The organism is Acidobacteriota bacterium, from assembly GCA_016715115.1.
In the GTDB taxonomy this organism is placed as follows: Bacteria; Acidobacteriota; Blastocatellia; order Pyrinomonadales; family Pyrinomonadaceae; genus JAFDVJ01.
Window position 1 is genome coordinate 222,161 of record JADKBM010000004.1, and the last position, 22,632, is coordinate 244,792.

The following is a 22,632-nucleotide window of genomic DNA, read 5'->3' on the forward strand; positions in this document are numbered from 1 at the left end:
ATCAAGTGAAGACGCCGTGTTCAAGGCGGCCGATGAGATCTTCCACTTCGCGGGCGCCGGTTTCGGTCGATGCGAGGTCGAGCGGTGTGCGTCCGCCGAGAGCGCGATTAGGCGTCGTAAGCCATCGACGCGCCGCCTCACGGTCGCCGTCGAAAAGATCGAAGGATTGAGCAAGGAGCCGGGAAACAGAGACGATTCGGTCCGATTCTTCCGGCGACAGCTTGTTTTCCTTCCTGCGTCGCGTCAGTGTCCGCGGTGCAATTCTGACTGCCACCCGAAGATTCTCGGGTGCGATTCCGCTCGTTTTGACGAGCCGTTCAAATGCGTCGAACGAGAATCCCGTCTCAACCTTCGCGGCGAGATTCAAATTGTCGGCGGACTTGATTCCGATAAGTCTTTCGATCGTCGCTTTTTCGATGTTTGTCACCGCCATAACAAATGCGCCATCTGACAGCATATTATATGCCAATTGGCGCGTGGATGTAAATCGAACGTCGACGCATTACAGTTGGCGGAAATTGCCGGATAATTACGAGTCTGAGCTGAGGCAAGCGGGTTAGCGGACCCAACGGTTGCCCGCCCGCTCACGCAGGCGGTACTGACTCGTTGACCGTCGGCTTGCCGTACGGCTGTGGTTGCCCGCCCGCTCACGCAGGCGGTACTGACTCGTTGGCCGCCCGCTCGACGTCAGCTCTTCAGTCGCAAATCAAAAATCGCAAATCGCAAATCGAAAATCGAAAATGGCAATTCGCAAATCCCAACCGGCGCAATGTTGGGCTAGTCGTCGTCATCCGCATCTTCATCGTCGTCCTCTTCCCTGACGCCCGCGGTCAGCACGTCAAACGCCGGGAGACGGGCGATCTCGGGCATTTTTTCACGATCACCTTTGACCGAGAACCAAATGATCTCATTGAGCGCGCGCGGGTCGGCCATATCGGCGCGCGTCAGATTCTGCTCGTTCGTCAACTCCATATAACGTAGCATCGCGCGTGTCGGATTCGGCGGCGGCATCAGATTGTCGAGCGCGACCGTCGGGAGAATCGCGCGATATGGCGTAAGATTCGGTTTGTCGCCGAAAACATCGATCGGGATCGCATTCGCGTCGAGAAAGTTCATCGGATTGATCCCGATGCAAAGTTCGAGCGTGCGGATCAACGAGACGGTGCTGTGAAACTCGTGAACTAGGGCGCCTTCGCGGTTCCAGGCCGAAATGACGAATGCCGGCGAGCGGTGAGCGTCGACGTGGTCGGGCCCGTCCTGCGCGTCATCCTCGACGACAAAGATCGCCGTGTCCTTCCAGTACGGGCTGTTCGACACTTCCTCGACAAGACGCCCGAGCGCGTAATCGTTCTCGGCAACGAAAAACTGCGGCGTCGGCGCCCAGCGGCTCATCCCGGCCGTGTGATCGTTCGATAGCCTGACGATCGAAAGATTCGGGAACCGGTCGATCTTTGTTCTTTCCAGTTCCTCAACAAACCCGCGAAACTCGCGCTGCCATTCGCCGAATCTTGAATTGCCCTTGAAATCCTTGTTGGCGTTCGAGATCGCCGCGTCGACACGGCCGTCGGACGCGCGCGCCGCCCGGTACGAATCGACCGTCATCGAATCGGGCGTTGTAAGATCGTAATTGCGGTGCGCCGGCGAAAAATGGCCTTCGAGCGATTTCTTGGTCGCAAACGCCGCGAGCGTCGGCGACAGATCCGGGTATGTCTTCCGCTTGCGGGTGTTGAGTTCGCGCAGATCATTCTCCGAAACGGTCCCGATAAACTCACCATAATTCCGATAATTCAATCCGGCCCGTTGCGCCGCATCCCATAGGTAAAGGGTTTCGGGTTCGCTAATGTCGCGGGCTCCGTTCACATACGGCACGTATCGTTTCTGAAAACTGACGACGTCATCGGCCGTCGCCGGTATATCGAACACCGGCGGGAGCGAAACGGGCGGCTGCCCACCCGGCGGATTGAACGACGGAAGGCGGTTGAAGCCCTCGTAGTCGTAGGTCCGGCCGCGACCCGAATAATCCCAGCGGAAAGCCTTGTCGACGTAATCGTTCGAAAATGCGGCCGTCGACCAGTTATGTCCGTCCGGGCTCGCCTCGGCGTTGACGAAAAAGCGGTCGAGAAGCCCGAACCTGAGCGCGAGCGCGCGGGCGTTGGGCGTGATGTCCTGCGGTTCGCCGCCCGGAGACTTTGCGGCGTCGCCGGCGCCGAAGATCGCGACCGAAGATTCGCCGTCAGCCTTTGTTCCGTCGCCGGAGCGTTCGAGGTCGCCGAAGACCTGGTCGTAAGTCCGATTCTCGCGGATGACGTAGATGATGTGCTTGAAAGGCGATCTGCCGTTTGGAAACAACGGTTTGCGCTCGCCGAGCATCCCGTTGTCGCGCATCACCTGTTGCGTGTATGCGAAAAGCTGCTTTTCGTCCGGGAGATCAACCAAACTGACGCCGCCGGAGACGATCGCGGCGCTGTAGACCCCGCGTTTGTTGTAGCGGTCGGCCGGAAAGGCTTTGTTCGGCATATTCGGATAGAGGCCGGTCAGGTTCGGCGTATTCGACGAATTTCCCATCCCGGTTCCCTTGCCGTTGGCGATGAACAGCTTTCCGTTGACGAACGCGACCGCCGAGGCGTAATTGGCGGTCGGGATAAAGCCTTTGACGCGGCTTCGCATCTTCGGGTCGAGCCCGACGACGGCCACCGCATTGGTTTTTGAATTCGCCACAAAAAGCGTTTTTTCGTCGTCGCTGAGAGCAATTCCCTGCGGTCCGACGCCGCCCGGGCCTTGATCGGAAAGGCGAACGTTGATCTTCGGTTCGCGCGCCGCCTCAGCGTCGAGTGCGGTGTCGATCACCGAGACGCTGTCGCCGTCGGAATTGACGACATACAACCGCGATCGGTCGTGATTGAAGAGCATCTGCGTCGGATGACGTCCGACCGCGATGTGTTTTCTGACCCGATTCGTCGCGCCGTCGACGACCGCAACTTTGCCGTCGCCCCAGCACGAGACATAGATCTTCCCGGCCGTTTTACCGTTGAGCGAAGGCTTTATCTTGACGTCGTACGGATAAACGAACTGTTTCGAACCGGGCCGTCCGAGCTTGATCCGGACAATGCGGCGCTGATCGCGAAGATCGGAGATGACGCCGAGCGAATCGCCGAGATTGTTGGCAACGAACAGAGCCGTGCCGTCGGGCGACAGATCGATGCCGGTCGGATAAACCGCGGCGACGTTATCGTTGTAATTCGGGGTCGGGGCGTTCTCCGCGAAGGCCGCGACGTCGATGAACGGCGCTTTGACCTCGGTGTCCGGTGCATTCGCGGGCGAAAGCGGTTTCGCGGCGCTCGGGTCGAAACTCAAGATCCAGATCTTGTTCTCGAATCCGCCTGAAAGATAAAGGTTGAACTTCCCGCTCGCCTGCGGTTTCGAATCGAATACAAGTCCGAAATTCGCACTCTGAGGTGCCGGAAAGTAAACATTCTGAATAACTTGCGGCTCCGGCCGGAGGGTGAGGTCGATGACCGAAAGAGTCTGCTGATTCTTGCTTCCCGAATTGAACGTCAGCCCGTAACCGCTGTTGACGGCGATCAGATAGCGGCCCTTGCCGTCGGCGCCGGAACTGTCCGGCGAGCGGACGAAGTTGAACGTCAAAGGCATCACGGCCGGGAGTTTCGTCTCGGCGTCGACGATCAGCTTGCCGGCGGGCGAGACGGTTCGCGCCTGAAAATCGATTGGAATTACGCCCGCGGCGACTTGTATTCGCACGGTCGGGACGATGAGAACTGCGGTTAGCAAAAGTACTGCGAGTCGGCGCGAATTGACGTTCATTTTGGTTGACCTCAATCGCCAATTTACCACAGATTCGCCAGAGATCGGGGTGGAGAGGTGCCAGTATTTAACGGTTTTGTCGCGAGACCGAGATCGACGCCGATGCCGTTCCCGTGCAATATCGTGGTGTCAATGCGTTGAAAGTGTCGCCCGGACCGACGAGGAGCGCAACCAAAGCCGCGATTGGGAATGCCTCGGAACGCAGATCCGAGTGGGGTGACCGGCAACGTCGACAGAATCAGCTCTCTCTTTCGACCGGAATGACGTGAACGGTCGCATCCGTGACCTCGGCGAGGAATTTGTTGATGATCGAGCCTTTCCAAATGATCTGCCAGCGGGAGCGCGCGGATTGGCCGAAGATGACGTGAGTTATCTCGTGTTCGCGGGCAAATTTGACGAGTTCCTCGGCGACGCTTCTGCCTTTCAGTTTCACGACGCTCGCACCGAGGGTCTTGGCAAGCAAAATATTCTCCTGAAGGGACGCATAGGTCTCCGGCGTCAGCCGGTTGACCTCCTCAGCCGGAGTTTCGACGTAAACCGCATACCAGTCGTTGGTTGCCAAACGTCCCGCTATGCGGGCTCCCGTTCGAAGCAGCTTTTTCCCCGATCCGCGCGACGCCAGGCAGACCATTACCTTTTCGGGAATGACAAACTGCTCCAATCCTTCCTGTTCGCGATATTCGTGATCCTGCGCCGCCTGATGATACGCAACGTGGCGCAGGGCGAGTTCGCGAAGAGCGGCGAGGTTTCCTTTGCGAAAGAAATTGTTCAGCGACTGTTCGATCTTCTCGATTTCGTAGATCTTGCCCTGACGGAGCCGCGTCCGGAGCGTGTCGACCGAAACGTCGACGTCGATCACTTCGTCGGCACGCTTGAAGAAGCCGTCGGGAACCGTTTCCCGAACGCGGACGCCGGTCGTTCGCGCGATGACGTCGTTCAGCGATTCGATGTGCTGGATGTTTATCGCGGTTATGACGGAAATCCCGTGTTCGAGAAGTTCAAGGACGTCTTCGTACCTTTTGGAGTTTTTCGAACCTTCGATGTTGGAGTGCGCGAGTTCGTCCACGACCGCGACCGTCGGCCGGCGCTCGATCACCGCGGCGAGATCCATTTCCTCGAAAAGAGCTCCGCGATACGCGATCTGCTTCATCGGAACCGCCTCGAGGTCCTGAATCATCTCGCGTGTTTCGTCGCGCCCGTGCGTTTCAACGACGCCGATCACGATATCGATACCTTGTTTTTTGAGCTGATGCGCATCGTCAAGCATCTGAAAGGTCTTCCCGACGCCGGCGGCAGCGCCGATATAAACCCGCAGCTTTGCCCGCTCCGAATCGGTGACCTTTTTCAGCAGCAATTCCGGCGACGGTCGACGGCTGTCCCGATCCGGTGATTCCGTAATGTGCGTGTCGACGAACATTTCTTTACTTCGAGATCTTGTCCAGGGCCAAGTTCAATCGTAAGACATTTACTCTTGGCTCGCCAAGCAAGAATATCTGCCTGGCCTCGGTAAACTCGCCGACGACCCGGCGGAGATCCGAGTCATTGATGCCGCGCGCTCGGGCGACTCTGGAAATCTGAAACTCAGCCGCGGCCGGCGAAATATGAGGGTCGAGACCGGACGCGCTGGTGGTCAGCAAATCCGCCGGCACCCGGTTCGACTGAGCATTGCCGCCCAGCGTCTCGACGTCTGCTTCGATTCGCGAAATGAGTTTCGCATTTGTCGGCCCGAGGTTCGACCCGCCCGACGCGCCGGCGTCGTAACCGCTTCCGGCCGCGCTTGGACGCGACTGAAAGTACTTTGCCGAAGTAAATCCCTGCCCGATCAACTCCGAGCCGACAACCTTTCCGTTTTGCTCAACGAGCGAACCGTTCGCCTGATGCGGGAAGACCAATTGTGCGATGCCCCAGACCGCGACCGGATAAAGAAGGCCGAGCGAAACGGTCAAAACAATTATCATAAGTGCCGATGTAATAACGTCTTTCATAAATTCTTCCCGTTTGTTACGCCAACCCCAAAATGCTGATGATGACGTCGATGATCTTGATTCCGATGAACGGCGCGATAAGTCCTCCGAGGCCGTAAAAGAACAGATTGCGCTGCAGAAGCGTCGATGCCGAAAGCGCCCGGTACTTCACCCCTTTCAGCGCCAGCGGTATGAGACCGATAATGACGAGCGCGTTGAAGATCACCGCCGAAAGGATCGCCGATTGAGGTGTTTTGAGATCCATTACGTTCAACGCGTTGAGGACCGGAAACGTCGCGGCGAACATCGCCGGGATGATCGCGAAGTACTTCGCGACGTCGTTGGCGATTGAAAAGGTCGTCAGCGCCCCGCGCGTCATCAGCAGTTGCTTTCCGATCTCGACGATCTCAATCAACTTGGTCGGGTCGCTGTCGAGATCGACCATATTTCCCGCTTCCTTTGCGGCCTGCGTTCCCGTATTCATCGCAACGCCGACGTCTGCCTGGGCAAGCGCCGGAGCGTCGTTGGTGCCGTCTCCGGTCATCGCGACCAGCTTGCCTTCGGCTTGCTCGCGTTTGATGAGTGCCATTTTGTCTTCCGGATTCGCCTCGGCGAGAAAATCGTCGACCCCGGCTTCCTTGGCGATCGACGCGGCCGTCAATGGATTGTCGCCGGTGATCATGATCGTTTTGATCCCCATATGACGCAGTTGAACGAACCGATCGCGCATTCCGCCCTTGACGATGTCTTTGAGATAGATCACCCCGAGCGGCTTTCGATCGTCGGTGATGACAAGCGGCGTTCCGCCGGCCCGCGCGATGCGCTCGACGATCGCGCGAAGTTCGGCAGCGGTCCGCGGATCGTTCGCACCGATATATCGTTCGATCGCATCCACCGCGCCTTTGCGGATCTCGCGTCCGTTAAGATCGATGCCTGACATTCTGGTTTGCGCCGTGAACGGGATGAATTCGTGAGACTCAACGAGTTCGCCCGGCTCGTCCGGCCGCACGCCGTATTTTGTCTGTGCGAGCGTCACGATCGACCGTCCTTCGGGTGTTTCGTCGGCGAGCGACGAGAGCTGTGCCACGTCGGCAAGAGTGTCCTCGTTGACGCCCTTCAGCGGGATGAACTCGGAAGCCTGGCGGTTTCCAAGAGTGATCGTCCCGGTCTTGTCGAGAAGCAACGTGTTCACGTCGCCGGCCGCTTCGACTGCGCGCCCGCTCATCGCAAGGACGTTCTTCTGAATCAACCGATCCATTCCGGCAATCCCGATCGCGGACAGGAGTCCGCCGATGGTCGTTGGAATCAGGCACACCAAAAGCGAGACCAGAACAAAAACCGTCTGCGTCGCGTTCGAGTAGATCGCGAAAGGCTGCAGCGTGACAACCGCGAGCAGGAAAATGATGGTCAGCCCGCAGAGCAGGATATTGAGCGCGATCTCGTTCGGGGTTTTCTGCCGCGACGCGCCTTCGACGAGCGCGATCATACGGTCGATGAACGTCTCGCCCGGGTTCGACGATATCTTGACCCTGATCCAATCCGACAACACCTTGGTTCCGCCCGTTACCGCCGACCGGTCGCCGCCCGATTCGCGAATGACGGGTGCGCTTTCGCCGGTGATCGCCGATTCATCGACTGACGCGACGCCTTCGATCACGTCGCCGTCCCCTGGTATGAAATCGCCCGCTTCGACCAGAACGACATCGCCGATACGCAAGTCGGTCGCACCGACGAGTTTAAGTTCGCCTTTGGAATCGAGCCGTTTGGCGACGGTTTCCGTTTTCGCCTGGCGAAGCGTGTCGGCCTGCGCCTTTCCGCGCCCCTCGGCCATCGCTTCGGCGAAGTTGGCGAAAAAGACCGTGAACCAGAGCCAAAGCGTGATCTGGAATTCAAAGCCCGCACTGCCGGTCGCGCCGGTCGCCAGGTTCGCAACGAGCTTTGCCGTCAGAAAAACCGCACCGACCTCAACGACGAACATTACCGGATTCTTCAGCATCGTCCGCGGATTCAGTTTCTTGACCGCCTGGATCAGTGCCTGGGAGATTATCTTTCCGTCCCAAATTGAAATTTGCTTCTTTTTCATATTTCTATTTGCTGCTTTGACTCGTCAGAACTTCTGCCCGCCCAGCATTTGGAAATGTTCAAGGATCGGCGACAGCGTCAGCACCGGGAAAAAAGTCAGGGCGCCGACGATGATGATCACGCTGATCAAGAGAACGGTGAAAAGCGCGGTGTTCACGGGAAACGTGCCGAGCGATTCAGGGACACGTTTCTTGCGCGCCAGATTGTTGGCTATCGCAAGCACCGGCACGATCATCAGGAATCTGCCGATGATCATCGCCGCGCCGAGCGCGGAGTTGTACCACAAGGTGTTGGCACTGAGACCGGCAAACGCCGAGCCGTTGTTTCCGGTCGCCGACGTGAACGCGTACAAGATCTCCGATAATCCGTGCGCGCCGGGATTGTTCAACGATGTCAGTCCGAAATTTTCGGCGAGCACGCTGATCGCGGTCAGCACGAGGATCGTCAATGGAAAGATCAGAGCGTAGAGCATCGCCATTTGGACATCGTACGCCTCGATCTTCTTGCCCAAATATTCGGGCGTTCGGCCAACCATCAGGCCGGCGATGAAGACCGTCAGAATGACGAAGACCAGCATTCCGTAAAGCCCCGCGCCGACGCCGCCGAAGATCACTTCACCGAGCAGAATGTTGACCAGCGGAACCATTCCGCCGAGCGGCGTGAAGGAGTCGTGCATCGCGTTCACGGCGCCGCAGGATGCTCCGGTTGTGACGGTCGCGAACAGGACCGAATTCGCAATTCCGAAACGCGTATCTTTGCCTTCCAAATTTCCGCCGACGGATTGTTGGTCAACGCTCGCCGGGAACAGCGGGTTGCCGCGCGATTCGGACCAATAGGAAACGAAGATGCCGGCCGTCAGGAGTACCATCATCGCCGCATAGACCGCCCAGCCGTGGCCCTGAGATTTGGTGACCCGGCCAAGCGTATATGTCAGGCCGGCCGGAATGATGAGGATCAGCAGCATCTGGACGAAGTTCGAGAGGGGCGTCGGGTTCGCAAACGGATGCGCCGAGTTCGCGTTAAAGAACCCGCCGCCGTTGGTGCCGAGAACGACGATTGCCAATTGGGACGCAACGGGGCCCTGAGCGATCGTCTGCTGGGCGCCGTCGAGCGTCTGGACGACATCATATGGTCTGAAATTCTGGATGACGCCTTGCGATACGAAGAAGATCGCCGCCACGAAGGCGAGCGGAAGAAGTACGTATATCGTGCCGCGAACGAGGTCGGTCCAGAAATTGCCCAGCGAGTCGGTCTCGAACCGCGCGATTCCTCTTATGAAGACGACGGCGATCGCGAGTCCGACCGCTGCGGATGCAAAATTCTGGACGGCAAGAACGGTCATCTGCGTAAAATAACTCATCGTCGCTTCGCCGCTGTAACCTTGCCAATTGGTGTTCGTGACGAACGAAACCGCCGTGTTGAACGACGAATCCGCCGACGGTCCGGGAAATCCCTGCGGATTCAGAGGCAGATAATGCTGAAGCCGCTGTATCGCAAAGACCGCGAGCGTCGACATCAAACTGAAGACAATCACTGCGGTGCCGTATTGTTTCCAGTTCATCTCCGAGCCGGTTCGAATCCGGCAGACGGCGTAGATCAGTCGTTCGAACCGTCCGAGGATCGGGTCGAATACCGTTTTCTCGCCGTCGAAGACGCGCGTCAGATAGATTCCCATCGGTTTGGTGAGGAGCGTCAAGACGAAAAGAAACGCCAAGATTTGCAAAATTCCATTTAGTGTCATCACGTCAAAATTTCTCCGGCCGCAAAAGCGCGTAAACGAGATACGAAATCAATAGGATCGAAATCGCGATCGCCAAGATGTTCTCGATGTTCATTTGGTTTTATTACTCCCGTTCAAGACCTCACACAATCGCAGGTAACCGAGTGCGAGTCCGAAAAGACCGACGATTGCCGAGATGAATATCAGATCGTACATAGTCCGTAACCTCCGTCTCAAAAGTTGTAGCCGACCTCAAAGAGAAAAAAGTGGTTTCCTTTCGAGGCGTCTGAATTGCCGATCGAATAACTCCAGTAGGTCGTCACCCGCGGATGCGGTTTGTAGATCACTCCGGGCGTAAAGTATCCGCTCGCGTGTCGCCCGGTGACCCAATCGGCCGCGAACGTCAGTTTGCTGTTCACGGTTTGTTCGAACCCGAACTGACCGCCGCCGCGGACCGCGTTCGCGGCGAAAACATTTTTGCTGGCCACGAAAGCGCCTGCCGTAAGCCGGGTCATTCCGATCGTTTTACTTCCGGCGAGATACGAATAGGCGCCGAGATTGTAAGCACGGCGACGAACCGGAATGTAAAGGTTGGTTCCGCCGATGAGGTCGATCTTCGATTTCGTGTTTCGGTAGAATCTCCACTTTACGGTCGGAACAAGAGTCGTCGTGTCCGTTCCCGGCTGAACATTGCCGGTAACATTCAATCCGACTTCAACGTCCCGGCCAACGCCGACGACCACTCGCGGCACGAAGCTCGAGAACTTTCCGAGAGCTGACTGGTCGACGGTTTTGAAGGCCGCGTCCAGCTCGACGTAAACCTTCCCGCTTTCGAGAACGTCAGTCGTCGGGACGTTGAAAATGGTTTGTTGGGCATTCGCCGCAAGCGGCAACGCGAACAAAGACGAAAAGACAAGCAAAGCCATCACGACAAAATTCTTATTCCTTGTTTCATTTGAAGGGCCTTCGTCGAACTTTGCAGTTCGCGCCTTTTTGTCGGAATCGTCAATTTTGTCAAGACAGTGCGCGGTCAGGATCAGGAGCGGAAAAACGGCGGCGATCAGGATCGAGTCAAAGCGCGATAACTGATCGGCAACAGGCACCTCGATGATATATGGCAGAAGAGGCAGCAATAAGCCGAGCGACGCGGTTATGATCGTCACGGTAATGCTGACCGCCGCCGCTGCGGTCCAGCGCCGTATCGAGTTTCGGGCCTCAAGGTCTATTTGTTCGGGCTCCGCAATCAATCTGTCGTTAAGTGTCATTTCCATGGAAAATAAGTCGATGTCAACGAAAAACAGCGTGAAGCGTCACGCTCCGCGCTGAATTTCTTGCATCGTGTTTCGTGTTCTTCCATTCAGGCCTGCGAGGTTAGCTGACGGGCTGGAGCAATGGAAGTGCCCCTCGATTTGCGATTAGCCCCGTGTCTTCCCACTACGGGAAGAGCTTTGGTTCCCCCGCGCCGAAGCGCCTTCCGGCGGCATCGGCTTCGGCAAAATTGTCAACGAAATCTATTGTGCGCCCCGAATCATAAGGTTGGCGTAAGGGATTCGTAAAAAGTTCGAAAGAAGTTCGTAAGGAAGTCGTAATGATTTGCGGAATCTGCACCGCGAAGCGGTTCCACTAGACCGAGCCCGGGTTAAAACGGTAGCCGACCCACGGTTCGGTCACGATATATCGAGGTTCGCCGGGATCTTTTTCGATCTTTTTTCTGAGTTGTCCGACAAAAACGCGAAGATATTCCGGCTGTTCAGTGAAATTTCCGCCCCAAACAGCTCCGAGCAGCGTCCGTTGAGTCAGAACCTTTCCCGGATGGCTTACGAAATACACCAGCAGGTCATACTCCTTCGGCGTCAAGTGGATCGCTTTGTCGCTTACGATAACCTCGCGGGAGTCGAGATCGATTCGAAAATCGCCCGCGTTGAGGACGTTTGAGGTTTCGTTGGGTCGCGCGCGGCTTCGTCTCTGCACCGCTCGAAGCCGCGCGAGCAATTCGTTGATCCCGAACGGTTTTGTCACGTAATCGTCCGCGCCGGCGTCGAGGGCGTCGATCTTTGTCCGTTCTTCGCCCTTTACGGACAGGACTATGATCGGAACTTCCGAGATGGCGCGAATCTGCCGGCATAACTCGAGGCCATCCATTTCGGGCATTGCGAGATCGGTAACGATCATATCAGGCTGCCAGACGTCAAAAACCTCCAACGCCGCGCGGCCGTTCTCGGCAAATCGCGTTTCGTAACCGTTTGCGATCAGCCCGGTCCGCATTACGCGAACGATCTGCGGTTCGTCATCGACGATGAGTATTCGTAGTCGGGTGTTCATAGATCAATTTCCCAGGGCCGGTTCCTCCTGCTCGTCGTCTCCTATCGGCAGCGTAAACGCGAACTTCGCGCCGCCGTGATCGCTGTCATCGACCCAGATCGTCCCGTGATGCGCCTCGATGATCCCTTTCGCAATCGCCAGGCCCATACCGGTGCCGCGAATCTTGTTCCCAGCCGGCGAATCGCGGTAGAACTTGTCGAAAACCCGTTCGCGCATCTCCGCTTTGACTCCCGGACCTTCGTCTTCGACGGTGATCATCAGGTTCTCGCCGTCGAATCGTTTCGCATTTACGAAGATCGTCGACTCCGGCGGCGAATACTTCGCGGCATTGTCCACAAGGGTGAAAATCACCTCTGCGACGGTTCTCGCATCGACCCGGACTATCGGCAGATCCGCTTCCAGCCCGACGGAAACACGATGTCCGTTGATGTTCGCCCGCACCCGTGAGATCGCCGCATCGATTATCTCATCGACTGAATCCCATTGTTGGCGAACCTTCATTTCACCGGCCTCGATCTTCGCCAGTTCGATCATCCCGTCGACGAAATGATTCAGATGATCCGTCTCCTCGTTGATGACGATCAACATATCGCGCCTCATTTCGGGAGTGAGCGACAACTGATCCTCCTGATTCCGGGGATTGCGTTCGTTCAGGAGCACCGTGACCGAACCCTTGATCGAGGTCAACGGCGTGCGAATATCGTGAGTAACCGCGTCGAGCAGCGCCGATTTCAACTTTTCGCTCTGCTTCAACGCCTCCGCGTGACTTGCTTTTTCAAAGGCCTGATTCAATTCATCGTAAAGACGCGCGATCTCGCGGCGAGCCGTTTCGGCCTGTTCGGCCCGGCGCTTGAGCCGCGCCGATAGCTGGCCGGCCGTCATTGCGACGATCATAAACGCGATCAATGCGACCCAGTTTTCCGGATCGGCGATGGTGAACGTTCCAATCGGCGGCAGAAAGAAATAGTTGATAGAGAGCATCCCGATGATCGAGGCGGCCAGTGCCGGCCGGCTTCCCCAAACGGTCGCGACAAACAACACGATCAGCAGAAACGAGAGCGCGATGGTTGTTAGACTGACGTGCTCCCGGAGCGGCTCGAGCAGCGCCGTGACGATGACGGTTCCGGTCAGCGCGGCAGCGTAACCCCAAATTCCCGCCGTTGAGTTCGTCGGTTGCGTGTCATTCGATTTGGTTTCCTGGGACATACACGAAGTCAATGAGTCGATAATGTCACAAAAGTCATAAGGAAATTGTAAACGCAGATGCTAATTCCACAAAAAGTTGGCCGGCACATCGCCAAAAACAAAAGGGCGGGCACAATTCACTGCGCCAGCCCTTCTATCGGCATCGTTTCGGGACCGGATCGACTCTTCGGCGGTCAGCGCTTCCGTCGGCGTTTCTTGAAACCGCGAAGCGCGCGAAGAAATAGCCTAAATTCTTCGTGTTACTTCGTACCCTTCTTAGCTCGGCGCCCTATGTTGAAACCGTGGAACGCGCGTCTAACGAAATGTCAGCGCGGCCCGCTTGCGGTTCGCGGGTTGAATGAAGAAAAACGAAAAAGGCAAAGATATCGAGTGATACCTTTGCCTCAACGACTGACCACGTCGTTCTTGTCAGCTTTTTCTGAGTTCCGTCAGAACCTGTTTCGCGACCGCTTTGAGCGTGTCGAAAACGCCGGTGCCCTGCGCGGCGACGGCTTCGAAGACGGGTTCTCCCTTCTTCTGGAGTTCCGATGTCAGTTCGTCCGACGGAATGACGTTCGGCAGATCGCGTTTGTTGAGCTGCAAAACGTATGGGATCTTCGTCAGGTCGTAACCTTGCGTCCCGAGATTCTCCTCGAGGTTGTAGAGTGACTCAATATTCGCGTCCATCCGCTCTTCCTGCGAGTCCGCAACGAAAACGACTCCGTCGACCCCTTTCAGGATCAGTTTGCGCGAAGCGTCGTAATAGACCTGCCCCGGCACGGTATAGAGGTGAAAACGAGTCTTGAAGCCACGCACCGTTCCGAGTTCGAGCGGCATAAAGTCGAAGAACAACGTGCGGTCGGTCTCGGTCGCGAGCGAGATCAGCTTGCCTTTGGCCTGCGGCGCCGTCGAATCGTAAATATACTGAAGATTCGTCGTCTTGCCGCACAAACCCGGGCCGTAGTAAACAATCTTGCAGTTAATTTCGCGAGATGCGTAATTAATAAAAGTCATAAGAATTTGTGATTTGTGATTTGCGATTTGCGATTTGGGCCAGGAGAAGCTCCGTATTCCCAAATCACAATTCCCAAATCACGAAAACAGGCTGTCAATGTCTTCGTCGGTGATCTCCGCAAAGAACGAATTCTCGTTCAGACGGTGATCAGCCGAGTCGCGCGCGATGGATTCGAGTATTGCGGCGATCTCGTAACTCGCTTTCTTTGCCCTGAGTTTTACCAGTCCGAGAGTTGAACGCTCGTCAAAGACAACGACCAGGAGGCTGCGGCCGATGACGCTGATGAAGATGCTTTCGCGCTCGCCTTCGTGAACGACGCACGGGAAGACGTCCTCGCCGATCAGTTTCGCCATCGACGTCGTCGCCGCGACGTTGCCGGCAGCGAGCGACGAGAAACTCGTCGTGTCCATATCGCCGATGTCGCCGTGGAAGGCGATCGGCTGGCCGTCGCGGTCAACGAGGAATACCACCCGCGACGCACACTCGACACACAGCCGCACAAGCGTGCTTTTTATCCTTTGAAACTGTTGTTCGTGTATTACTACAGGTGATTCGGTCATTAGAAAACTCGTTTTCTCTTGAACTTTGGAGCGCAGAGGCAAGTAGCTGAAAACTTTCCAAAACAAGAAATTGTGGAAATTACGTTTGGTTCGCCGTGCGAGCAGACCGGCTAGCCACATTCTTAATCTACCATACGGCTTTTGAATGCTTCAAGCTTTTTTTTCCAAAGCTTGCTTTTGATGCCGTTTGTTGAACATAGAAAACGATTGCCGTTATTTGGGTCAAAATGCTAAACTTCGCTTTAGGCGGTTGCGCTTGACTGCCATTCTACAACATCAACGAACTCTGCTGTTTACGAATCGTCGGGCCCGCGCGGTTTGGAGGTTCGTCAAAGTCCCCGAACAAAATGAGAAATCATCTGTTTTCACATAGTGCGTTTGCCCTGAATATCGTCGCCATTGGCGGCGGAAACGGGCTTTCGACGTTGCTTTCGGGACTCAAAAGATTCGTCGGTCCGACCGAGACCGAGCCTGTCTGGCTCCGCGACCTGTCGGCGATCGTCGCCGTTTCGGACGACGGCGGCAGTTCCGGCCGGCTTCGGGACGAACTCCAGATGCTGCCACCAGGCGATATTCGCAATTGTATGGTGGCGATGTCAGAGGACTCGCATCTTCTCTCTAAGTTATTTCGACATCGATTTCGCGGCAGCGGCGAACTCGGCGGGCACAGTTTCGGAAACCTGTTTCTGGCGGCGATGACGGAGATCACCGGCGATTTCGCGAAGGCCGTCAAACTTTCATCTGAAATCCTTGCGAGCAAAGGACATATTTATCCGGCGACCGTCGCCGACGTTCGTCTCGCCGCGAAACTCGACGACGATTCGATCATTAACGGCGAAACCAACATCGGCAAGGTCGGGAACCGGATCAAGCGGCTTTATCTCGAACCTGCGGATTGCCATCCGCTGCCGGAGGCGCTCGCGGCGATCCGCGAGGCGGACGTCATCACGATCGGTCCCGGCTCGTTGTTCACCTCGTTGATCCCGCCGATCCTCGTCAAAGGCGTCGCCGACGCGATCGCCGAATCGCCGGCGATCAAGATCTTCATATGCAATCTGATGACGCAACCCGGCGAGACCGACGGTTTTTCGTCGCGCCGACATCTCGAGATCGTACGCGAATATGCTCCGCAGATCGATTTTGATTACGTCGTCGTCAACAACCGTCCGATCTCGGACGAACAGGTACGGCGCTATGCCAACGAGGGCGCGCGCCAGATCGGCGTCCACGGCTCGCTGACGCCGGAAACGATCGAGGGTGCCGAGGTCGTTTATGGTAATCTTTTGGATGACGGCGAAAAGGTTCGCCATCATCCGGAGAAACTGGCGCAGGTCGTTCTTTTGTGCGCGCTTCAGCCGCGACGAAAGGTTATTTTCTGAGCTCCGATTCGGACGCGCAAAGCCGAAACTCCAAACAAAATGGTTCACAACGAACAAAAACCTCTTGATATCTTGATCCTGGCGGCCGGGCTCGGGACGCGTATGCGTTCGGATCTGGCAAAGGTTCTGCACAAACTCGACGGGCGACCGTTGATCAATCACGTTTGCCACACCGCCACGGCGCTCGCGCCGCGCAGCATTTTCGTCGTCGTCGGCCATCAGGGCGAAGACGTCAAAACCGCGGTCCTCCGGGAATTGGACGAGCAGTTGGCGCGCTTCGTCTGGCAAAGGGATCAACTCGGCACGGGACACGCGGTCAACTCGGCCCGCGAGTTTCTGGCGGAAACCGATTCGACGCTTCTTGTGCTTTCGGGCGACGTGCCGATGATCCGGGCTGAAACGCTCGCGGCACTGATCCAACAGCATCGCGGACATCGCGGGCGCGGAGCAACGTGCACGATCCTGACCGTCAAGCTCGACGATCCGACCGGATACGGCCGCGTCGTGCGCGACGATTCGGGGCAATTCGACTCGATCGTCGAACAGAAGGACGCGACCGACGAAGAGCGCGCGATCCGCGAGATCAACAGCGGCATTTATTGTTTCGATACGCGCAAACTCTTCGACGCGCTTTCAAAGGTCAAGAACCACAATGCGCAGGGCGAGTATTACCTGACCGACGTTCCCGCTCTGATGAGGCAATCCGGCGAGGACGTCTCGCTTTTCAGACACGACGATCCGTTTGAGATCGAGGGCATCAACAACCGTGTTCAGCTCGCCGATATGGAACGGATTCTCTGTCGCCGGGTCGTAAAGAAGCTGATGCTCGATTATGGCGTGACGTTCATCGATCCGAAGAACGCCTATATCTCGCAACGTGCGACGATCGGCCGCGACACGGTCATTTATCCGAACGTTTCCATCGAGGGAGAATCGCTGATCGGCGACGGCTGCACGATCCGTTCGGGAACGCGGATTTCGAATTCGAAGATCGGCAACGGAGTCGAGATCCTCGATCACTGCGTCATTAACGACGCCGAGATCGCCGGCGGCGCTCGCATCGGACCGTTCGCGCACCTCAGGCCGGCGGCGAAGATCGGAGAGAACGCCCACGTCGGGAATTTTGTCGAGATCAAGAAAAGCGTACTCGGCCGCGGTTCAAAGGCGAATCATCTGACCTATATCGGCGATGCGACCGTCGGCGAAAACACGAATATCGGCGCCGGTACGATCACGTGCAACTACGACGGCAAGAACAAGCACCGGACGGAGATCGGCGACAACGTCAAGATCGGTTCCGACACGATGCTCGTCGCCCCGGTCAAGCTCGGCGACGGCGTCGTCACGGGCGCCGGCAGTGTAGTCACGAAAGACGTTGACGCAAACACGTTGGTCGTGGGTGCGCCGGCAAGGGCGATCCGAACGCTGAAAACGGAGGAAAATTGACGAATCAAGAGTAAAGGGTGATAGAATCCTTTGAAATTCTAAACTCACTCTAGCTTCATTTCTTTGCCACAAAACCTTGTCTCGGTGAAGAAACGAACTTCACTCTTTTTATGAAATTTGAATGGGATTTTCGGAAAGCCGAAATAAACCAAGAGAAACATGGCGGCGATTTTGGGGAAGCGCTTGAGGTGTTTGGGGACCCAAACGCGCTTTACGGCAATGATCCCGAACACTCGATATCTGAACGACGCTTTTTCGTGATTGGTATTTCAAAAAATCAACTGCTGTTCGTTGTTTATGTTGAGAAGGACGGCGGCGAAACGATACGAATTATTTCGGCCAGACGCGCCGATCGGCGTCACCATTTTGAATATGCAAAACAACTCTTCTGAAAATCAAACCGTTCAACCATTTGGGTTTGAAATCGTCGAAGATTCCAGCGGCGAACGCTACCTTGTCAGATCGCAGGAAGACCACGATCTCGATCTGGCCGCGGGTATGGATGAAAGTGAAACGCTACGGCCTGGAAAATATCGGCTTCAGAAGAACAGCGTCATAAGGCGCGCAAATGCTGTTCAGGTATCGATCGAACTAGAACTCGACTTGGACGTCTTAAACCACTTCAGGTCAAAAATCGAATCTCACGAGTCACTTGAGCAGTTCATTTGCGAGAAACTCCGTTGGTTAATGGAGGTTGAAACTGGAAGACTCGAAGCTGCTACCGATGAGAAAAAAGCGGCTTAAAGCAATCGTTATTGGGGTCCTTCTTACGCGGGGTACTCTCACAATGAGTGTTTTCCGAAGCAAGTTAATGGTCTTGATTTGGATTGTCACGGCGTCCGCGGCTGTTTCGTTACTTTTTGGACAAGCGCGGGAAAGAAAATAAGGACGACAGCGGTCGGCTGGTGAAATCCAAGACAGGCTGATCAGACAAGACGATAGTCATAGCTTCGGGGCAAAGCGACGATAACGTTGTTTCAACGACGCTTAAACTGTCAAAAGACGGTAAAGAGCTTCGAATCGTAATCTTGAACTTCAGGTCGTTTGACGGGCGCGTTACGCTCGGGAGATTTGGCGACCGAACGTTTACAAGGGACCCGAAGCAATAAATTGGAAAAGAGGCTGAAGCCGGAACTCCGAACAAGGCCGGCCGAAGCCGGAACTCCAAACTAAGATTATGTGTGGAATTGTTGGATACGTTGGAAACAAACAAGTTGTGCCGTTGATCATCGACGGCCTGCGGAAACTGGAATATCGCGGTTACGATTCGGCCGGCATTGCCGTCGTCGATGAGAATCATAACCTCTCGTTGCGGCGCGCCGAAGGGAAACTGCGAAATCTCGAGGAAGCGATACGGCTCAACCCGCTCGACGGCAATTACGGCATCGGGCACACGCGTTGGGCGACGCACGGGCGTCCGACCGAGGAGAACGCTCATCCGCATCGCGATTGCACGGGCCGGATCGTCGTCGTCCATAACGGCATCATCGAGAATTATCTGACGCTCAAGGAAGCGCTCCGCGCCAAGGGCCACGAGTTCAAGACCGAGACCGACACCGAGATCGTCGCGCATCTCATCGAAGAGATAATGAAGACGGACGGGCTTGGATTCGAAGAAGCGGTCCGCAAAGCAGTCCAGCAGCTCAAGGGGATCTTCGCGCTGTCGATCATTTCCGCCGACGAACCCGACAAGATCATTTCCGTCCGCGAAGGCCCGCCGGTCGTCATCGGCCTCGGCGACGGCGAGTTCTTCGTTGCCTCCGACATTCCCGCGATCCTGCAGCACACCCGCGACGTCTTTTATCTCGGCGAAAAGGAGATCGCGATCCTGACGAAGGATTCGGTCCGCGTCACCGATTTCGACGGCAACGTCGTCGAGCCGAAACAGCAGCGCATAACCTGGGACCCGATTATGGCGGAGAAGGGCGGCTTCAAGCATTTCCTGCTCAAGGAGATCTACGAACAGCCGCGCGCCGTTCGGGATACCGTCCGAGGACGCGTTTCGCTCGACACCGGCAAGGTCTATCTCGATCCGATGAATATCTCGGAAGATGATTTTCGCGCCGTCCGTTCGATCAAGATTGCGGCCTGCGGCACGAGTTGGCACGCCGGAACGGCGGCGAAGTTCTTGATCGAAGAACTCGCGCGCGTGCCGGTCGAAGTCGATTACGCGTCTGAGTTTCGTTACCGAAATCCGGTGCTCGAGGAATCCGATCTGCTGATCGTCATCTCGCAATCGGGCGAAACCGCCGACACGATCGCCGCCATGCGCGAGGCGAAGGAAGCCGGTTGCAAGGTGCTCGCGATCTGCAACGTGCAGGGTTCGATGATCACGCGCGAGGCCGACGGTACGATCCTGACCCACGCCGGGCCCGAGATCAGCGTCGCCTCGACCAAGGCGTTCACGTCGCAGATCATCGCGCTCTACATTTTTGCGCTTTATCTCGGCGAGTTGCGCGGAAAGCTGAACGAAGAGCAGGTCATCAAGCACGCCCAGGAACTGATCGAATTGCCGCTCAAGATAGAAGAGATCCTGAGCGAGGCCGACTCGATCGAAGAGTTGTCGAAAGAGTTCTTTCGTTCGCAGGATTTTCTCTACCTGGGCCGCGGGATCAACTTCCCTGTCGCCCTCGAAGGCGCTCTCAAGCTCAAGGAGATCTCGTACATTCACGCCGAAGGCTATCCGGCGGGCGAGATGAAGCACGGCCCGAACGCCTTGATCGACGAGAAACTCCCGGTCGTCATCATCAATACACGCGAAGAGGGGAATCTCGGCAGCGAGTTGCGTTACGAGAAGACGCATTCGAACATTGTCGAGGTCAAAGCGCGCGACGGGATCATTTTTTCGATCCTGACCGAAGGCGACAAGATGAGTTCGATCGTCTCCGACTACGTCGTCGAGATCCCGAAGGTTTCGGATCTCCTCGCGCCGATCCTGTCGGTCGTCCCGCTCCAGCTTCTGGCGTATTATATCGCCGTCCGCCGCGGTTGCGACGTCGACCAGCCCAGGAATCTGGCGAAGTCGGTGACGGTGGAGTGATCTTCGATTTGCGATTGCCGATTTGCGATTGCGTTCGGAGTTCGCTTGGAGCTCGCTTAGAGTTCCGCCTTCAGGCGGCCTCTCCATTTGCGATTTGCGATTCTGTTGAAAGTTCCGTTGAGCGCGTGCGAGTTCAGCGTCGGACTCCCGCCCTACAAACGGCGATCTTTTTCGAGCCTGCGGGCTATATGCCCATTCGTTCGGCGCCAGGTGATTTTATTGAGTACTGAGTATAAATCAGGGACTGGAATAGGAAGCGATGAAACGCCTGAACAGACTCTTGATCGATTCTACGAACGCAACGGCTGCCTTCGCCGCCCGAACCCTGAACGAAGAAGGGCCGAAAAAACACACTACAAAATGGGCTACGAAATTCGGCTCGTTGCGAATTCACAACTGGAACTGGTCCAGCTTCAGTGGACAATCCGCGCGGCCGGACTCAAACCCGGAAATCCCTATACCAAGGCCAACCGCTGGGTTGTTCCGATTTACCGACGTGACACGATGGAACGCTTTGTTGCCTGGATCGAAAAATTCGGCAAGAATGGAAGTGCCAAACGCGAACGCCGCCAAAAGGCGGAACCCCGAACGGCCGCCTGAAGGCAGAACTCCGAACGGCCGCCTGAAGGCGGAACTCCAAACGAATCCGAACAAAATCAGAAGCTATACGCCGCGCCCAGATTCACGTGGTTCGCGCGTTTGTGGCCGCTGAGCACGTAATCCGTGTTGAGCTGACGAAACTCGAGTCCGATCTGCAACTGCGGCGTGAACTTGTAGATCGTGTCGAACGCCCACGCCAGATTGCGCGTCCTGAAATCCCGGCTTCGGGTATTCACGAGGTCCGAGTTGCGCGGATCGTCGAGCCCGATCGAGGCGTAAAACGCGAGTTTGTCGCCCTTAATTTTTTGGCGTGATGCCGACCTGCGTCCAGCCGCCGTATGTGCGGATCCCGCGAACCCCGCGCGGCGTCAGGACGTTGTTCACCCGGACCGCATAATCGGTGTTGAAATTCTGGAAAACACCTGCCTGAAATCCGGCGAGATTCTGCCCGAAAAACGCTTCGCCCACCCACGAGAACCGTTTGTGAAGCGGGAAATTCCAGTCAAGCGCGACGCCGTAGGAATCGACGTTGAAATCCGCGATCGGCGCCGTTGTCGAAGCCGCACGCGACCGTCCGTAATGGGCGGAAACTCCGATCGTTCCGGCCTTCTTCGTCCCAAGCCAGTTCTTGTCATTGAAACCGAGCCGCGTCTGAAAGAACGGAATCCTGGAGAGCGCGCCGGAATTCGGCTGTTGCAAAAAGTTCGCCGTCGAATTCGAATCGCCGGTCTGCGGCGCCAGCACCGCTCCCTGCCAGACGATGCGACCGTCGGCGAAACGCTCCTCGATCTTGACCTGCGGAAGACGCGCCCAGTTGTTGCCGGCGGCGGCGAACTGCGGAATCGCGGCATCGGCGATCGAAACCGGATTCTGCGGCGCGAACGGTATCCAGTCCTGGCCGATCGTTACCGATGTGTTTTTCCAGTCGATCTTCGCGTTCGCGAGCCGGACGCGGACGACGCCGAAATTCTCGCCGGTCGAGATCGCCGGCGAACCGCCGTAAAAGTCGGTTTCGACCACGCCCGTGATCTTTGCGTTTCCGATCTTCAAGCCTTCGATGCGCAGCCCTAATCGGGTTTGCCGGACGCTTGCGCTTGTGTTGCCCCGCCCTGCGGTCGCGGCGAAAAGCGGAATGTCCGAATTGTTCGTGCCGGCATCGTTACCGAACAGATTGAAATAGATCGTGCCGTAAGGAACCGCGCGCACGCCGTTCCCGAGTTCGAAGCCAACCGGTCTCTTTTCCGGTTCGGCCTTCTTTTCCGGAGTCGCGGCGGGAACCGGCGTTTCGGTTTTCGCCGTTTGCGCGGGGGTTGCGGTCGCTTTTTTCAAACGCTCGAGTTCGGCCTGCATCGCCTGCATCTGGGCCTCAAGCTTTTTGATCTGCTCCTGTACATCGGGCGCAGTTTGCGCCGAAACCACGGCCGCGAATAAGAAAACGAATGTGATAGTTAGGATTCTCATACATTTGGTTTGAATGAGCGCCGTTTTTCGTTGGCC

20 protein-coding genes are annotated in these 22,632 nt (G+C 56.5%); 6 read left to right on the plus strand and 14 right to left on the minus strand.

All coding sequences use genetic code 11. The features are described from left to right. Window position 1: 1 nt before the first annotated feature. The 12 genes from IPN69_03205 to IPN69_03260 form a co-directional block, all read right to left on the minus strand. Window positions 2-433: a DUF2384 domain-containing protein gene (locus tag IPN69_03205; protein ID MBK8809722.1), complete on the minus strand. Its 432-nt coding sequence runs from the start codon at window positions 431-433 to the stop codon at window positions 2-4. A 344-nt stretch (window positions 434-777) separates the two neighbouring features. Continuing rightward, entirely contained in the window at window positions 778-3,822 is a 3,045-nt protein-coding gene (locus tag IPN69_03210) for a bifunctional YncE family protein/alkaline phosphatase family protein (protein MBK8809723.1), read from the minus strand. 238 nt (window positions 3,823-4,060) lie between these two features. After that, window positions 4,061-5,239: a histidine kinase gene (locus IPN69_03215; protein MBK8809724.1), complete on the minus strand. Its 1,179-nt coding sequence runs from the start codon at window positions 5,237-5,239 to the stop codon at window positions 4,061-4,063. Window positions 5,240-5,243: 4 nt separating this feature from the next. Further along, window positions 5,244-5,807, minus strand: coding sequence for a potassium-transporting ATPase subunit KdpC (kdpC, locus tag IPN69_03220; GenBank protein ID MBK8809725.1), 564 nt, complete (start codon window positions 5,805-5,807; stop codon window positions 5,244-5,246). 16 nt (window positions 5,808-5,823) lie between these two features. Further along, window positions 5,824-7,869: a potassium-transporting ATPase subunit KdpB gene (kdpB, locus tag IPN69_03225; GenBank protein MBK8809726.1), complete on the minus strand. Its 2,046-nt coding sequence runs from the start codon at window positions 7,867-7,869 to the stop codon at window positions 5,824-5,826. Window positions 7,870-7,893: 24 nt separating this feature from the next. Beyond that, window positions 7,894-9,609 carry a potassium-transporting ATPase subunit KdpA gene (kdpA, locus tag IPN69_03230; protein MBK8809727.1) on the minus strand — a complete coding sequence of 572 codons (1,716 nt, stop codon included), beginning with the start codon at window positions 9,607-9,609 and terminating at the stop codon, window positions 7,894-7,896. A gap of 4 nt (window positions 9,610-9,613) precedes the next feature. Next, a complete protein-coding gene (gene kdpF / locus IPN69_03235; GenBank protein ID MBK8809728.1) occupies window positions 9,614-9,703 on the minus strand; it encodes a K(+)-transporting ATPase subunit F in 90 nt (29 codons plus the stop codon). A 118-nt stretch (window positions 9,704-9,821) separates the two neighbouring features. Beyond that, the gene (locus IPN69_03240; protein ID MBK8809729.1) at window positions 9,822-10,853 is read right to left on the minus strand and encodes a hypothetical protein; all 1,032 of its coding nucleotides are present in this window, start codon (window positions 10,851-10,853) and stop codon (window positions 9,822-9,824) included. A 358-nt stretch (window positions 10,854-11,211) separates the two neighbouring features. Next, window positions 11,212-11,910, minus strand: a complete 699-nt coding sequence (locus tag IPN69_03245) for a response regulator transcription factor (protein MBK8809730.1) — start codon at window positions 11,908-11,910, stop codon at window positions 11,212-11,214. 3 nt (window positions 11,911-11,913) lie between these two features. Next, the gene (locus tag IPN69_03250) at window positions 11,914-13,116 is read right to left on the minus strand and encodes a DUF4118 domain-containing protein (protein MBK8809731.1); all 1,203 of its coding nucleotides are present in this window, start codon (window positions 13,114-13,116) and stop codon (window positions 11,914-11,916) included. Between the two features lie 408 nt (window positions 13,117-13,524). After that, window positions 13,525-14,109 (minus strand): GTPase domain-containing protein, encoded by a 585-nt coding sequence (locus IPN69_03255; protein MBK8809732.1) that lies wholly within the window; start codon window positions 14,107-14,109, stop codon window positions 13,525-13,527. Between the two features lie 78 nt (window positions 14,110-14,187). Further along, a complete protein-coding gene (locus tag IPN69_03260) occupies window positions 14,188-14,670 on the minus strand; it encodes a roadblock/LC7 domain-containing protein (protein ID MBK8809733.1) in 483 nt (160 codons plus the stop codon). 347 nt (window positions 14,671-15,017) lie between these two features. On the opposite strand from IPN69_03260, the gene IPN69_03265 reads away from it, so the two are divergent. The 6 genes from IPN69_03265 to IPN69_03290 all read left to right on the plus strand — a co-directional run bounded on the left by IPN69_03265 (window position 15,018) and on the right by IPN69_03290 (window position 21,135). Continuing rightward, window positions 15,018-16,049, plus strand: coding sequence for a YvcK family protein (locus IPN69_03265; GenBank protein MBK8809734.1), 1,032 nt, complete (start codon window positions 15,018-15,020; stop codon window positions 16,047-16,049). 39 nt (window positions 16,050-16,088) lie between these two features. Continuing rightward, entirely contained in the window at window positions 16,089-17,495 is a 1,407-nt protein-coding gene (gene glmU, locus IPN69_03270) for a bifunctional UDP-N-acetylglucosamine diphosphorylase/glucosamine-1-phosphate N-acetyltransferase GlmU (GenBank protein ID MBK8809735.1), read from the plus strand. Window positions 17,496-17,605: 110 nt separating this feature from the next. After that, a complete protein-coding gene (locus IPN69_03275) occupies window positions 17,606-17,887 on the plus strand; it encodes a BrnT family toxin (protein ID MBK8809736.1) in 282 nt (93 codons plus the stop codon). After that, window positions 17,868-18,239 (plus strand): hypothetical protein, encoded by a 372-nt coding sequence (locus IPN69_03280; protein ID MBK8809737.1) that lies wholly within the window; start codon window positions 17,868-17,870, stop codon window positions 18,237-18,239. The genes IPN69_03275 and IPN69_03280 overlap by 20 nt, the downstream gene beginning before the upstream one ends. 433 nt (window positions 18,240-18,672) lie before the next feature. Further along, entirely contained in the window at window positions 18,673-20,535 is a 1,863-nt protein-coding gene (gene glmS / locus IPN69_03285) for a glutamine--fructose-6-phosphate transaminase (isomerizing) (GenBank protein MBK8809738.1), read from the plus strand. Window positions 20,536-20,895: 360 nt separating this feature from the next. Further along, window positions 20,896-21,135: a hypothetical protein gene (locus tag IPN69_03290; protein MBK8809739.1), complete on the plus strand. Its 240-nt coding sequence runs from the start codon at window positions 20,896-20,898 to the stop codon at window positions 21,133-21,135. A gap of 56 nt (window positions 21,136-21,191) precedes the next feature. Here the strand turns inward: IPN69_03290 and IPN69_03295 are convergent, their stop codons facing one another. Next, the gene (locus IPN69_03295) at window positions 21,192-21,371 is read right to left on the minus strand and encodes a hypothetical protein (GenBank protein MBK8809740.1); all 180 of its coding nucleotides are present in this window, start codon (window positions 21,369-21,371) and stop codon (window positions 21,192-21,194) included. A 61-nt stretch (window positions 21,372-21,432) separates the two neighbouring features. Beyond that, a complete protein-coding gene (locus IPN69_03300) occupies window positions 21,433-22,596 on the minus strand; it encodes a hypothetical protein (GenBank protein ID MBK8809741.1) in 1,164 nt (387 codons plus the stop codon). Window positions 22,597-22,632: the final 36 nt, after the last annotated feature.